Here is a 13,158-nt window from a genome sequence, read left to right on the forward strand (position 1 = left end):
GCCCTCTCCCACGGGGAGAGGGAGAAAACAACGCTTTACTCACGATGCCGCGATGAAAAGATCCCGCAGCTGATGAAGCTGGTCGCGGATCTGCGCCGCCTCTTCGAACTCCAGATTCTGCGCGTGCTGCATCATCTGCCCTTCCAGCTCGTGGATTTTCTGCTGCAGCGCTTTCGGCGTCAGCACGACGGTATCCTCTTCCACCACTGAACGCGCCTTGCCGCGGCCTTTCGCTTTGGTTTTGGCGATGTTCTGCCCCAGCGCCAGAATATCCACGACCTTCTTGTTCAGCCCCTGCGGGGTAATGCCGTGCTCTTCGTTGTAGCGCTGCTGTTTCTCGCGGCGGCGCTCCGTTTCGCCAATCGCTTTCGCCATCGACGGGGTGATTTTGTCACCGTACAGAATCGCTTTACCGTTGACGTTACGCGCCGCACGGCCGATGGTCTGGATCAGGGAGCGTTCAGAACGCAGGAAGCCCTCTTTGTCCGCATCCAGAATTGCCACCAGCGAGACTTCCGGCATGTCCAGACCTTCTCGCAGCAGGTTGATCCCCACCAGCACGTCAAACTCGCCCAGACGCAGGTCGCGGATAATCTCCATGCGCTCCACGGTGTCGATATCCGAGTGCAGATAACGTACCTTCTCGCCGTGCTCTTCGAGATATTCAGTGAGGTCTTCCGCCATACGCTTGGTGAGCGTGGTCACCAGCACGCGCTCGTTGATGGCGGAACGGGCGCGGATTTCCGAGAGCAGGTCGTCCACCTGCGTGGCCACCGGACGAACTTCAATAATTGGGTCGAGCAACCCGGTCGGACGCACAACCTGATCGACAACGTCTTCACCGGATTTCTCCAGCTCGTAGTTGCCCGGCGTGGCCGAGACGTAAATGGTTTGCGGCGCTAATGCCTCAAACTCTTCAAACTTCATCGGACGGTTATCCAGCGCTGACGGCAGGCGGAAGCCGTACTCCACCAGCGTCTCTTTACGCGCCCGGTCACCGCGGTACATCCCGCCGATCTGCGGGATCGTGACGTGGGATTCGTCGATCACCAGCAAACCGTCTGCCGGCAGGTAATCAAACAGCGTTGGCGGCGGCTCGCCCGGCCCGCGTCCGGAGAGGAAGCGCGAGTAGTTTTCAATGCCGGAGCAGTAGCCCAGCTCGTTCATCATCTCAAGGTCGAACTGGGTACGCTGGCTGAGGCGCTGCTCTTCCAGCAGCTTATTGTTCGCCAGCAGCACCTTACGGCGCTCGGCCAGCTCCACTTTGATCTCTTCCATCGCCTGCACGATACGCTCGCGCGGCGTCACGTAGTGCGTTTTCGGGTAGATGGTAAAGCGCTGGATCACCGACTCAACGTGTCCGGTCAGCGGGTCGAAGAGCGACAGGCGTTCAACCTCTTCGTCAAACAGCTCGACGCGCAGCGCCATATCGTCCGATTCCGCCGGGAAGATGTCGATCACCTCTCCGCGTACGCGGAAGGTGCCGCGCTGGAACGCCTGATCGTTACGGGCGTACTGCAGCTCTGCCAGACGGCGGACGATGGCGCGCTGGTCGATAATCATCCCCTGCGTCAGGTGCAGCATCATCTTGAGATAGAGATCCGGATCGCCCAGACCGTAGATCGCGGACACCGACGCGACGACGACCACATCGCGACGCTCCAGAAGCGCCTTCGTGGCCGACAGACGCATCTGCTCGATGTGCTCGTTCACCGAGGCATCCTTCTCGATGAAGGTGTCAGAGCTCGGTACGTAGGCTTCAGGCTGGTAGTAGTCGTAGTAGGAGACGAAATACTCCACCGCATTTTCCGGGAAGAACTCTTTCATCTCGCCGTAAAGCTGTGCGGCCAGGGTTTTGTTGGGTGCCAGCACCATCGTTGGACGCTGGAGATCCGCAATCACGTTGGCGATGGTGAAGGTTTTACCCGAGCCGGTTACCCCCAGCAGCGTCTGGTGCGCCAGCCCGTCTTCCAGCCCCTCTTCCAGACGACGGATCGCCTCAGGCTGATCGCCAGATGGACGGAAAGCAGAATTCAATTTGAACGGTTTACTCATGGGCGACGACCTGATGACGTTATAAGCGGCAGGTGAGTAATTTTACTCGTTGTTGCCAGGAATGCCAGTAAAAAACACTGGATGAAAAACCAGTAGCATGTCAGGATATTTAGCATAGCGCCTGAATGATTAGCGCGATAGCGGCCAAAATTTGGACTGTGACAATATAAAACACCAGTCAGGTCAGGTTATCCCCAGAACTTTTTCTTTTTTAACATTTGTCAAGCCAGGTAATGATAGTTTTGTGGCAACGGGTGACACTTTCATGACGGGAATTGCTTTTATCTAAGCAGTTAAATAATAAACGATATTTTCTAAAGCCGCGTTTCGCGCCAATTTGGGCGTAAGCCGCGTCTTCTCTCGCTTATCGCGTCTTTTCTAACTCTAATGCACATGGTTATCCACAGGAATAGTGGATAACTGCTTCCAGCCCATACAGACTGGCGCTCGGCAAATTCCCGGTTTTTCCCACGAGACGGCAGTAAAAAATTTTTATAGCTATTTTTTGATGATTAACAGTTGCGTCATTCATAACCAGTCGATGGGATCTTGCTCACATTTTCATCATTTTGGGTTCTGCACCACAACTCACCACCTCCAGCACCGTCGCTGTGCAATCCGGTTTTTTATAAACCGCTTTCTGGTGATTCATTCCTAAAAAAGCCGTTTTTTTGAACACTTTTCGGTTTCTGGCAGGGGTTTTGCAGATTCAAACATGAGCCTCACCTACACACATTTTTAAGGAGAAAAAGATGTTGAGTCTGCGTGCTGTGAATCAGTTTTACGGAAGCCAACATACGCTATGGAACGTGAATTTGGATTTTCCGCAAGGGATGTGTACAGGCGTCGTTGGCCTGCCGGGGATGGGGAAAACCACCCTCATGAATTGCATCGCCGGGAGAGTGCCCGTTGAAAGCGGCAGCATCATCTGGCACGAGGCGGGCGCGCCGCCGCGCGATTTGCTTAACCTGCCTCCAGAACAGCGTTCAGGACCGGGGATAGGCTATGTCCCGCAGGACAGGCGGATCTTCTCCCAGCTAACGATTGAGGAGAATCTGCATATCGCCATGCGGGCGATGGGGAAACCCAACCCGGAGGCGAAAAGTGACGTTTACGACCTGTTTCCGGCGCTCTACGCATTGCGGCAGGCCCGCGCCAATACGCTCTCTCCGGACGATCAGTATCAGCTTGCGCTGGCTAATGCGCTGGTGAACCGTCCGCACCTGCTGATCCTCGATGAGCCACTGCACGGCGCAGGACAAAGCTTCGCCCAGAAGCTGGGGCAGCTGCTGGCGCGCTTAAACCGGGAGTTAGGTATGACGGTGCTATTAGCGGAGCAGCAGCTGTCGTTTATCCGCCGGGTTGCGGACCGTTTCTGCATGCTCTATCGCGGGCGTAACGTGGCGCAGGGCCACGTTAACGAACTGGATGACGAGCTTATCGCGCACTGGATGTCGCGGGAAGCAAGACGCTGAGATCGAGATAACGCCCGGTGTCGGCATTTTCCGCACCCTCAGCAAGCCAGGGAATTTCCCCGAGGCACGGGGCGGGAAGTACGCGCCTGAGCGTCGCCAGATACTCCTGGTGTCGTTTACCCGGCGCAACCACGTCGTTGGCTATCCAGCCCGCCAGACGCAGCCCGGCCTGCTGGACGGCCTGCGCGGTCAACATGGCGTGATTGATGCAGCCCAGCCTGACGCCGACGACCAGAATGACCGGAAGCTGCTCGGCCTGCACCCAGTCAGCAAACGTCTGCGTGTCCGAAAGCGGCGTAAACCAGCCGCCCGCACCTTCCACCAGCACCCAGTCGGCCTGGCTTTCCAGCGTCCGTAACCCGGCTGACAGCACGGTGAAATCAATCGGACGATCTTCGTCAGCGCTGATGATGTGCGGCGAGGTCGGCTCGGCAAAGGTGTACGGATTGACCGCTGAATAGGCGAGTTCAAGGGTGCTGTTACGCTGGAGCGCCAGCGCGTCGGTGTTGCGTAATCCTTCCGCCGTCACCTCGCTGCCGGAAGCAACGGGCTTATATCCGGCGGTGTTTTTTCCGAGCAGTCGTGCCGCCTGCAGCAGCGCCGAGCTGGCCACCGTTTTGCCCACTTCCGTATCCGTGCCGGTAACAAAATAACGTTCAGTCACGTTCGATAATCCCATGAAAAAGTTGATAAGAGAGCGGGAAATGCCCCCGCTGCTGCGGCCAGGCCAGCTCCAGACGCTGCAGCTGGCCCCGGGTCAGCGGTTTTTTCTCCCGCCCGGCGTGCAGGTGCGTGGCGCCGATACCCTTCAGCGAACGCATGGCGCTGAACGCATTGCTAAAATTGAGGGTGATGGTCTGCACCGTGCTGCGGTAGCGCCAGCCTGCCAGCGCCTGCGTCACCTGGTCATGCGATAAAAAGCGGTTAGCGTGAGGCTGCTCATCCACCGCTTTCCACGCCTGATTCAGCTCCGGCAGCGAGCTTTCCAGCAGGGTGGTAAAGGCCACCTTCCCGCCCGGTCGCGCGACGCGATAAAGCTCGCGCAAGGCCTGCGGCAGGCTGCTGCACCACTGGACCGCCAGATGACTCCAGACCAGATCGAACTGCGCATCCGCCAGCGGGATCGCCTCGATATCCGCCAGCAGATAATGGTCCGCGGCCTGCCTCTGACGCGCCTCGTCAAGCATCTGGGCCGAGAGGTCGATAGCCGTGACCTGGCTTCCCGCCCCGCGCCAGTAGCGGCTGTTGCTGCCGGGACCACAGCCTGCGTCCAGCACCTGCGGAAAACGGTTTTCGCCAAGCGCGGCCAGAAGCCCCTGCGCGCTCTGACGCTGCAGTTCATCGTGCTGAGAATAGCTCTGCGCGGCCCGACCAAATGCCGCCGCGACGGCCTGCTTATTCACCGGCGTCATTGAGCGCCTCCAGCAGCGTCTGGATATCCCGAGCGTCATGCGCCGCCGTCAGGGTTAAACGCAGCCGCGCGGTGTCCGGCGGGACCGTTGGCGGGCGAATGGCGGTCACCCACATGCCGCGCTCGCGCAGCGCCTGTGCCAGCGCCAGCGCGCGACCGTTTTCGCCGACAATCACCGGCTGGATGGCGCTTTGCGAATCGGGACTGTGGAAGGGCAGCGCCGCTAACCCCTTGCGGAAGCGTGAAATATGCTCTGCCAGCCGCTGACGACGTTCATCGCCTTCAGCGCTGCGGATCACCGCCAGCGACGCAGACAGCGCCACGGCCTGCGCCGGGGGCATGCTGGTGCTGTAAATCAGGTGTCGGGCAAACTGCAGCAGATAGTTGGCGACGGACTCACTGCACAGCACGGCGGCGCCGCTGACGCCAAAGCCTTTGCCGAAGGTGACGATCAGCAGCTCGGGCTTCACGTTTTGCTGGTATGCGCTGCCGCGACCTTCGTCACCCATTACGCCAATGCCGTGGGCATCGTCGACCAGCAGCCAGGCGTTTTGCCGCTTTGCTGCCTCGTGCAGCGCGGCAAGCGGCGCGCTGTCGCCGTCCATGCTGAACACCCCTTCCGTAACCGCCAGCTGTTGTCCGTCGCAGGGTTTATCCAGCAGCGCGGCGAGCTGCCCCGCATCGTTATGGGCAAAGCGGCGCAGCTGCGCCGGGCTTAAACTTGCCGCCTCCAGCAGCGAGGCGTGGCTCAGGCGGTCAGCGACAATACGGTCCTCTTTTCCCAGCAGGGCGGTAATGACCGCCTGGTTGGCGGCAAAGCCGGAGATGAACAGCAGCGCGCGCGGGTAGCCGATCCAGTCGGCAAGCGCCTCTTCCAGCGCCTGATGCGCGGTGGTATATCCGCTGACGTGTCCCGAGCCGCCGCTGCCCACGCCAAACCGCTCCGCACCCTGCTGCCAGGCGCGGATGATGGCCGGATGCTGGCTCAGCCCGAGATAGTCGTTGCTGGAGAAATTACAAAACTGCCGCCCCTCGCGGGTAAGAAAACGGCCCGCGCCGTTTTCCACCACCCTGCGAACGCGAAACGCCTCTGCCGCCCGGCGTTCGTCCAGCGCGGTATTTATTCGTGCCTGCCAGGTCATACGGCTGCCGCGTTGTAGAACTGGTCGGTGTCGGCGTTGAAAATCTGCTGCTCCAGCTGCTGCTGTTGCTCGTTATCGCCCGTCAGCACTTCGGTCTGATGCGGGTTAAGCCCCAGCTTGCGGAACAGCTGAACGTCTTTGTCCTCTTCCGGGTTCGGCGTGGTCAGCAGCTTGCAGCCGTAGAAGATGGAGTTGGCTCCGGCCATAAAGCACATCGCCTGGGTCTGCTCGTTCATCTGCTCGCGACCGGCAGAGAGGCGCACGAAAGAGGTCGGCATCATGATGCGCGCCACCGCGATGGTGCGAATAAAATCAAACGCATCCACGTCGTCGTTATCCGCCAGCGGCGTCCCCTTAACCTTCACCAGCATGTTGATCGGCACGCTTTCCGGCGGGGTCGGCAGGTTTGCCAGCTGCAGCAGCAGGCCCGCGCGGTCTTTCACCGTTTCGCCTAAGCCCACGATACCGCCCGAGCAGACCTTGATCCCCGCGTCACGCACTTTATCCAGCGTGTCCAGACGCTCCTGATAGGTCCGCGTGGTGATGATGTTGCCGTAAAACTCCGGCGAGGTGTCGAGGTTGTGGTTGTAGTAGTCCAGCCCCGCCGCAGAGAGGCGCAGCGCCTGCTCCTCGTTCAGCGTGCCGAGCGTCATACAGGCTTCGAGGCCCATCTCCTTCACGCCCTTCACCATCTGCTCCAGATACGGCATGTCGCGGTCGTGCGGGTTCTTCCACGCCGCGCCCATACAGAAGCGGGTTGAACCGGCGTTTTTCGCCTTGCGAGCGGAGTCGAGCACCTGCTCCACCTCCATCAGCCGTTCGGATTCCAGGCCGGTTTTGTAGCGCGCGCTCTGCGGGCAATATTTGCAGTCTTCAGGACAGGCACCGGTTTTGATCGACAGCAGCGTGCTGACCTGAACATGGCGCGGATCGAAGTGCTGACGATGCACCTGTTGGGCTTCGAACATCAGCTCAAGGAAAGGTTTGTTGAATAATTCAGTGACTTGCGACATCGTCCAGCGTGTGTGGTGAGCCATCGGGCTTCTCCAAAGGGTTTTGTTAATTTTCGGTTCGGTTTATACTCGTAAACCTAAAACTTTTCAAAATGGTTTACAAGTCGATTATGACCCAGGACGATCTCGCCTTCGACAAGCAGCATATCTGGCACCCTTACACCTCCACCACCCGCCCCCTTCCCGTTTATCCGGTGGCCTCGGCCCACGGCTGCGAGCTGCACCTCGCCAGCGGCGAACAGCTCGTTGACGGGATGTCTTCGTGGTGGGCGGCCATTCACGGGTACAACCACCCGCGCCTGAATGCGGCGATGAAGGCCCAGATTGACCAGATGTCGCACGTGATGTTTGGCGGGATCACCCATCAGCCCGCGGTGGATTTATGCCGTCGCCTGGTGGCGATGACGCCTGAATCGCTGGAGTGCGTGTTCCTGGCCGATTCCGGCTCCGTGGCGGTGGAAGTGGCGATGAAAATGGCGCTGCAGTACTGGCATGCGAAGGGCGAAACGCGCCAGCGGTTCCTCACCTTCCGCAACGGCTATCATGGGGATACCTTCGGGGCGATGTCGGTGTGCGATCCGGACAACTCCATGCACAGCCTGTGGAAGGGCTATCTGCCGGAAAACCTGTTCGCCCCTGCCCCGCAGAGCCGCTTCGACGGCGAGTGGAACGAGATGGACATGGTCGGTTTCGCGCGGCTGATGGCGGCGCATCGCCATGAAATCGCCGCCGTGATCCTGGAGCCGATTGTGCAGGGCGCAGGCGGAATGCGGATGTACCACCCGGAATGGCTGAGGCGCATTCACAGGATGTGCGACCGCGAGGGCATTCTGCTGATTGCCGATGAGATCGCCACCGGCTTTGGCCGCACCGGCAGGCTGTTTGCCTGCGAGCATGCGGGCATTGCGCCGGATATTCTGTGTCTGGGTAAAGCGCTGACCGGCGGCACCATGACGCTCTCCGCCACGCTCACGACCCGCCAGGTGGCCGACACCATCAGCGACGGCGAGGCGGGCTGCTTTATGCACGGCCCGACGTTTATGGGTAATCCTCTCGCCTGCGCCGTCGCAAGCGAAAGCCTGGCCATTCTGGAGAGCGGCGAGTGGCAGACGCAGGTTGCAGCGATTGAGGCGCAGCTGAAAGACGAGCTGAGCGCCGCCACGGGCGCGAATTTTGTGGCAGACGTGCGCGTGCTGGGCGCCATCGGCGTGATTGAAACCACCCATCCGGTGAATATGGCGGCGCTGCAGCGCTTCTTCGTTGAGCAGGGCGTCTGGGTGCGGCCTTTCGGCAAGCTTATCTACCTGATGCCGCCGTACAGCATTACGCCGGAGCAGCTGCGTAAATTAACCGACGCGGTTGTAACAGCCGTTAACATTCCCGCGCATTTCACGATGTAACCCTATGCATTACACTTGCTGAACGAGCGATCAACGAGGGTAAACCGTATGAAAATCATCAGTAAAGATCTGCGCGACGGTGAAAAACTGCCGGAACGCCACGTATTCAACGGCATGGGGTATCAGGGAGACAACATCTCCCCGCACCTGGCGTGGGACGAGGTTCCGGCCGGAACCAAAAGCTTTGTCGTGACCTGCTACGACCCGGATGCGCCGACCGGCTCCGGCTGGTGGCACTGGATTGTGGCGAACCTGCCTGCCGACACGCGCGTCCTGCCGCAGGGTTCCGGTTCAGACCTGGTTGCCCTGCCTGAAGGCGCCATTCAGACGCGCACTGACTTTGGTAAAGCGGGCTACGGCGGCGCGGCGCCGCCAAAAGGGGAAACCCACCGCTATATCTTCACGGTGCACGCGCTGGATGTGGAGAAGATTGAGGTCGATGAAGGGGCGAGCGGCGCGATGGTAGGGTTTAACGTGCATTTCCATTCGCTGGGCAGCGCGTCGATTACGGCGATGTATTCATAATAGTGCGGGCTGATGCCCTCACCCCGGCCCTCTCCCTGTGGGAGAGGGTCAGGGCAAAAAATCACAGCACTGAAGGTAGCAGTCCTACAAGGCTTCCCTCTTCCAGAAGCTGCATCGCCTTATCAATATCCGGCGCAAAGAAGCGGTCGTCATCGTAGTGCGATACGTGCTCGCGCAGCGCATGGCGCGCCTGCTCCAGCAGCGGGCTGGATTTTAGCCCTTCACGCAGATCGACACCCTGACATGCCGCCAGCCACTCCACCGCCAGCACGCCGCGGGTGTTGGAGGCCATTTCCCACAGACGACGCCCGGCAGCCGGCGCCATCGAAACGTGATCTTCCTGGTTCGCTGACGTTGGCAGGCTGTCCACGCTGTGCGGGTGCGACAGGGCTTTGTTCTCGCTCGCCAGCGCCGCTGCGGTCACCTGGGCAATCATAAAGCCCGAGTTGACCCCGCCGTTACGCACCAGGAACGGCGGCAGCTGGGACATATGTTTATCCATCATCAGCGCGATGCGGCGCTCGGACAACGCGCCGACTTCGGCAATCGCCAGGGCGATATTATCCGCCGCCATTGCCACCGGCTCGGCGTGGAAGTTGCCCCCGGAAACCACCTCGTTTTCCTGGGCGAACACCAGCGGGTTATCGGACACCGCGTTGGCCTCCACCAGCAGGACCTCTGCCGCCTGGCGCAGCTGCGTCAGGCACGCGCCCATCACCTGCGGCTGGCAGCGCAGGGAATATGGATCCTGCACCTTTTCACAGTTGTGGTGCGAATCCGCGATCTCGCTGGTGTCGGTAAGCACATGACGGTACATCGCGGCGGCATCAATCTGCCCGCGCTGACCGCGCACCTCGTGGATGCGGGCATCGAACGGACGACGCGAGCCCAGCACGGCTTCGGTGGTCAGCGCACCGCACACCACCGCCGAGGCAAACAGATCTTCCGCTTCAAAGAGGCCGCGCAACGCGAAAGCGGTCGATGCCTGCGTGCCGTTCAGCAGCGCCAGCCCCTCTTTCGCCGCCAGCGTAATTGGCGTTAATCCGGCTTTTTTCAGCGCCTCCTTCGCAGGAAGCCACTCGCCCTGCCAGCGCGCTTTGCCTTCGCCGAGCAGCAGCAGCGACATGTGCGCCAGCGGCGCAAGATCGCCGGATGCGCCAACAGAGCCTTTTGCCGGGATCCACGGATAGACTTCCGCATTGACCAGCGCCATCAGCGCCTGAATCACGCTCAGGCGAATGCCGGAGAAGCCGCGGGCCAGGCTGTTGATTTTGAGCACCATCATCAGACGGACAATCTCATCATCCAGCGGCTGACCCACGCCCGCCGCATGTGACAGCACCAGCGAACGCTGTAAGTTTTCCAGATCGTGTGTCGCGATGCGGGTCTGCGCCAGCAGGCCAAATCCGGTGTTAATCCCGTAGGCGGTGCGCCCTTCGGCAACGATGGCTTCGACGCAGGCGACGCTGTCGTTAATGGCGGCGTGGGCACTTGCATCCAGCGAAAGGGTGACCGGCTTGCGCCAGACGTTACGCAGCTGCTTGAGCGTCAGCGAGCCGGGAGTGAGTGTTAATGCGTTCATTAATGCTTTCCTTGTGTGGCAGGGATCATCGGCAGGTTAAGGCCCTGCTCTTTGGCACAGTCAATGGCAATTTCGTAACCCGCATCCGCGTGACGCATCACGCCGGTGGCCGGGTCGTTGTGCAGCACGCGAGCGATACGCGCGGCGGCTTCATCGGTTCCGTCGCAGACGATGACCATCCCGGAATGCTGGGAGAAGCCCATCCCCACGCCGCCGCCGTGGTGCAGCGACACCCAGGTCGCGCCGCTGGCGGTATTCAGCAGAGCGTTCAGCAGCGGCCAGTCGGAGACCGCATCCGAGCCGTCGCGCATGGCTTCGGTTTCGCGGTTCGGGCTGGCGACGGAGCCGGAGTCCAGGTGGTCGCGGCCGATGACGATCGGCGCGGAAACTTCACCGCTGCGCACCATTTCGTTGAAGGCGAGGCCGAGTTTTTGACGCCACTCCAGCCCTACCCAGCAGATACGCGCCGGCAGGCCCTGGAAGTTAATGCGCTCGCGGGCCATGTCCAGCCAGTGATGCAGGTGTTCGTCATCGGCGACGATCTCCTTCACTTTGGCGTCGGTTTTGTAGATGTCCTCCGGGTCGCCGGACAGGGCAACCCAGCGGAACGGACCGATACCGCGGCAGAACAGCGGGCGAATATAGGCAGGAACGAAGCCCGGGAAGTCGAACGCGTTACTTACGCCCATCTCTTTCGCCATCTGGCGGATGTTGTTGCCGTAGTCAAAGGTCGGAATGCCCATCTGGCTGAAGGCCAGCATGGCGGAGACGTGCTCAGCCATGGCGCGTTTCGCGGCAAGCACCGTGCCTTCCGGGTCGGTTTCCGCTTTTTGCTGATATTCTTCCCACGTCCAGCCTTTTGGCAGGTAACCGTGCAGCGGGTCATGGGCGCTGGTCTGGTCGGTGACCAGATCCGGACGCACGCCGCGGGCGACGAGCTGCGGGAGAATGTCCGCCGCGTTGCCGCACAGGGCAATCGACACCGCTTTGCCTTCGGAGGTGTATTTTTTGATGCGCGCCAGCGCATCGTCCAGATCGGTTGCCTGCTCATCGACGTAGCGGGTGCGCAGACGGAAATCAATGCGGCTCTGCTGGCACTCAATGTTAAGCGAGCACGCACCGGCAAGCGTGGCGGCCAGCGGCTGCGCGCCGCCCATGCCGCCGAGACCCGCGGTCAGCACCCAGCGGCCTTTGAGCGAGCCGTTATAGTGCTGGCGACCGGCTTCCACGAAGGTTTCGTAGGTGCCCTGCACGATCCCCTGGCTGCCGATGTAGATCCAGCTCCCCGCGGTCATCTGGCCATACATCGCCAGCCCTTTCGCGTCCAGTTCGTTGAAGTGTTCCCAGGTGGCCCAGTGCGGCACGAGGTTAGAGTTAGCGATCAGCACGCGCGGCGCGTTTTTGTGCGTTTTAAACACGCCAACCGGCTTGCCGGACTGCACCAGCAGGGTTTCGTCGTGTTCGAGTTCGGTCAGGGATTTTACAATTGCGTCATAGCATTCCCAGTTGCGCGCGGCGCGGCCTATGCCGCCGTAGACCACCAGCTCGTGGGGGTTTTCCGCCACCTCAGGGTCGAGGTTGTTCATCAACATGCGCAGCGGGGCTTCGGTGAGCCAGCTTTTGGCGGTAAGCGTGGTGCCGCGCGCGGCGCGGACGTCCTGCTGGCGGTATTTACCTGACGACATTGTGTGCTCCTCATAGGGGACAGATGATGCATTTAGATATACTTGTATAGACAAGCACACACAAGGTCAGATTTAACAAAAAAGATACAATTTTGTTATATTGCGTTAGCGATCACGCTTATAAAACTTATGACATGAAGTGGCCCTGCAGCCGGTAGCGATTCCCCGGGAAAAGCAGCCGGGCATGCGACACAATGTGCGACGAGGACCAGGTTCGACGGCGGATCAGCAGGCACGGATCGTGCTCTTTAATGCGTAGCCTTTCGCACTCCTGCGGCGTGGCGCGCACGGCCTCCACAATGTGCTCCCCTTCCGTCAGCGGTGCGACGAGCGAGAGATAGGCGTGCGGCGTGGTCTGGGTGTAATCCTGGTTCAGATAGTCCGGTATCCGCTCAGCGTTCACGCAGCGATCTTCAATCTGCACCGGAATGTCGTTTTCGAAATGCACCATCACGGAGTGGAAGATGCGGCTTCCCTCCTTGACGTTAAGCTCTGTGGCCTGCTCGGCGCTGGCCTGGGTCTCTTCGAGCACCAGCACCTCGCAGCGGTGCTGATGATTACGCGCGGCTATCTCGTCCGCAATGCTGCGGATTTCAAACAGCGCCGACTGTCCTTTCGGTTCCGCCACAAACGTCCCCACGCCCTGCAGGCGCACCAGAAGCCCTTCGTCGGTCAGCTCGCGCAGCGCCCGGTTGACGGTCATCCGGCTAAAACCAAACTGCGCTACCAGCTCGGCCTCCGAAGGAATGCGATCGTGCGGGCGCCAGACGCCGGTAGCGATTTTTTCGCTAATTGCCTGCTTCACCTTTTCATAGAAAGGCGCGGGAGGGCTCGACTGCGGCAGAGGTGAGCGTGAAAACATCGTGACTC

At 60.3% G+C, this 13,158-nt stretch carries 11 protein-coding genes; 3 read left to right on the forward strand and 8 right to left on the reverse strand.

The features are described from left to right. Positions 1 to 39 precede the first annotated feature (39 nt). Positions 40 to 2,055: an excinuclease ABC subunit UvrB gene (uvrB, locus tag M2422_RS07670; protein WP_029742168.1), complete on the reverse strand. Its 2,016-nt coding sequence runs from the start codon at positions 2,053 to 2,055 to the stop codon at positions 40 to 42. 752 nt (positions 2,056 to 2,807) lie between these two features. Between uvrB and M2422_RS07675 the strand changes: the two genes are divergently transcribed. Then, entirely contained in the window at positions 2,808 to 3,530 is a 723-nt protein-coding gene (locus tag M2422_RS07675) for an ABC transporter ATP-binding protein (RefSeq protein ID WP_064672122.1), read from the forward strand. Here the strand turns inward: M2422_RS07675 and bioD are convergent. From bioD to bioB, 4 genes are read right to left on the reverse strand one after another with little or no spacing between them, the layout of a single operon-like run. Further along, positions 3,493 to 4,194, reverse strand: coding sequence for a dethiobiotin synthase (bioD, locus tag M2422_RS07680; RefSeq protein ID WP_064672121.1), 702 nt, complete (start codon positions 4,192 to 4,194; stop codon positions 3,493 to 3,495). The two genes, M2422_RS07675 and bioD, sit on opposite strands and share 38 nt — an antisense overlap. Continuing rightward, a complete protein-coding gene (gene bioC, locus M2422_RS07685) occupies positions 4,187 to 4,942 on the reverse strand; it encodes a malonyl-ACP O-methyltransferase BioC (protein ID WP_064672120.1) in 756 nt (251 codons plus the stop codon). Before bioC ends, bioD begins: the two co-directional genes overlap by 8 nt. Then, positions 4,926 to 6,083, reverse strand: coding sequence for an 8-amino-7-oxononanoate synthase (gene bioF / locus M2422_RS07690; RefSeq protein WP_064672119.1), 1,158 nt, complete (start codon positions 6,081 to 6,083; stop codon positions 4,926 to 4,928). The genes bioC and bioF overlap by 17 nt, the downstream gene beginning before the upstream one ends. Further along, positions 6,080 to 7,120, reverse strand: a complete 1,041-nt coding sequence (gene bioB, locus M2422_RS07695; RefSeq protein ID WP_064672118.1) for a biotin synthase BioB — start codon at positions 7,118 to 7,120, stop codon at positions 6,080 to 6,082. Before bioB ends, bioF begins: the two co-directional genes overlap by 4 nt. Positions 7,121 to 7,206: 86 nt before the next feature. On the opposite strand from bioB, the gene bioA reads away from it, so the two are divergent. After that, entirely contained in the window at positions 7,207 to 8,496 is a 1,290-nt protein-coding gene (bioA, locus tag M2422_RS07700; protein WP_074399103.1) for an adenosylmethionine--8-amino-7-oxononanoate transaminase, read from the forward strand. A gap of 48 nt (positions 8,497 to 8,544) precedes the next feature. Then, the gene (locus tag M2422_RS07705; protein WP_008501131.1) at positions 8,545 to 9,021 is read left to right on the forward strand and encodes a kinase inhibitor; all 477 of its coding nucleotides are present in this window, start codon (positions 8,545 to 8,547) and stop codon (positions 9,019 to 9,021) included. Between the two features lie 61 nt (positions 9,022 to 9,082). Here M2422_RS07705 and hutH read toward each other — a convergent pair whose 3' ends face one another. The 3 genes from hutH to M2422_RS07720 all read right to left on the reverse strand — a co-directional run bounded on the left by hutH (position 9,083) and on the right by M2422_RS07720 (position 13,150). Next, complete coding sequence (gene hutH, locus M2422_RS07710; RefSeq protein WP_064672116.1) at positions 9,083 to 10,603, reverse strand: histidine ammonia-lyase; 1,521 nt, start codon at positions 10,601 to 10,603, stop codon at positions 9,083 to 9,085. Further along, on the reverse strand, positions 10,603 to 12,288 hold the full coding sequence (gene hutU / locus M2422_RS07715; protein ID WP_064672115.1) for a urocanate hydratase: 1,686 nt from the start codon (positions 12,286 to 12,288) through the stop codon (positions 10,603 to 10,605). Before hutU ends, hutH begins: the two co-directional genes overlap by 1 nt. A gap of 127 nt (positions 12,289 to 12,415) precedes the next feature. After that, positions 12,416 to 13,150 (reverse strand): histidine utilization repressor, encoded by a 735-nt coding sequence (locus M2422_RS07720; protein WP_023310841.1) that lies wholly within the window; start codon positions 13,148 to 13,150, stop codon positions 12,416 to 12,418. Positions 13,151 to 13,158: the final 8 nt, after the last annotated feature.

The organism is Enterobacter sp. SLBN-59, from assembly GCF_024807915.1.
Classification (GTDB): Bacteria; Pseudomonadota; Gammaproteobacteria; order Enterobacterales; family Enterobacteriaceae; genus Enterobacter; species Enterobacter asburiae_B.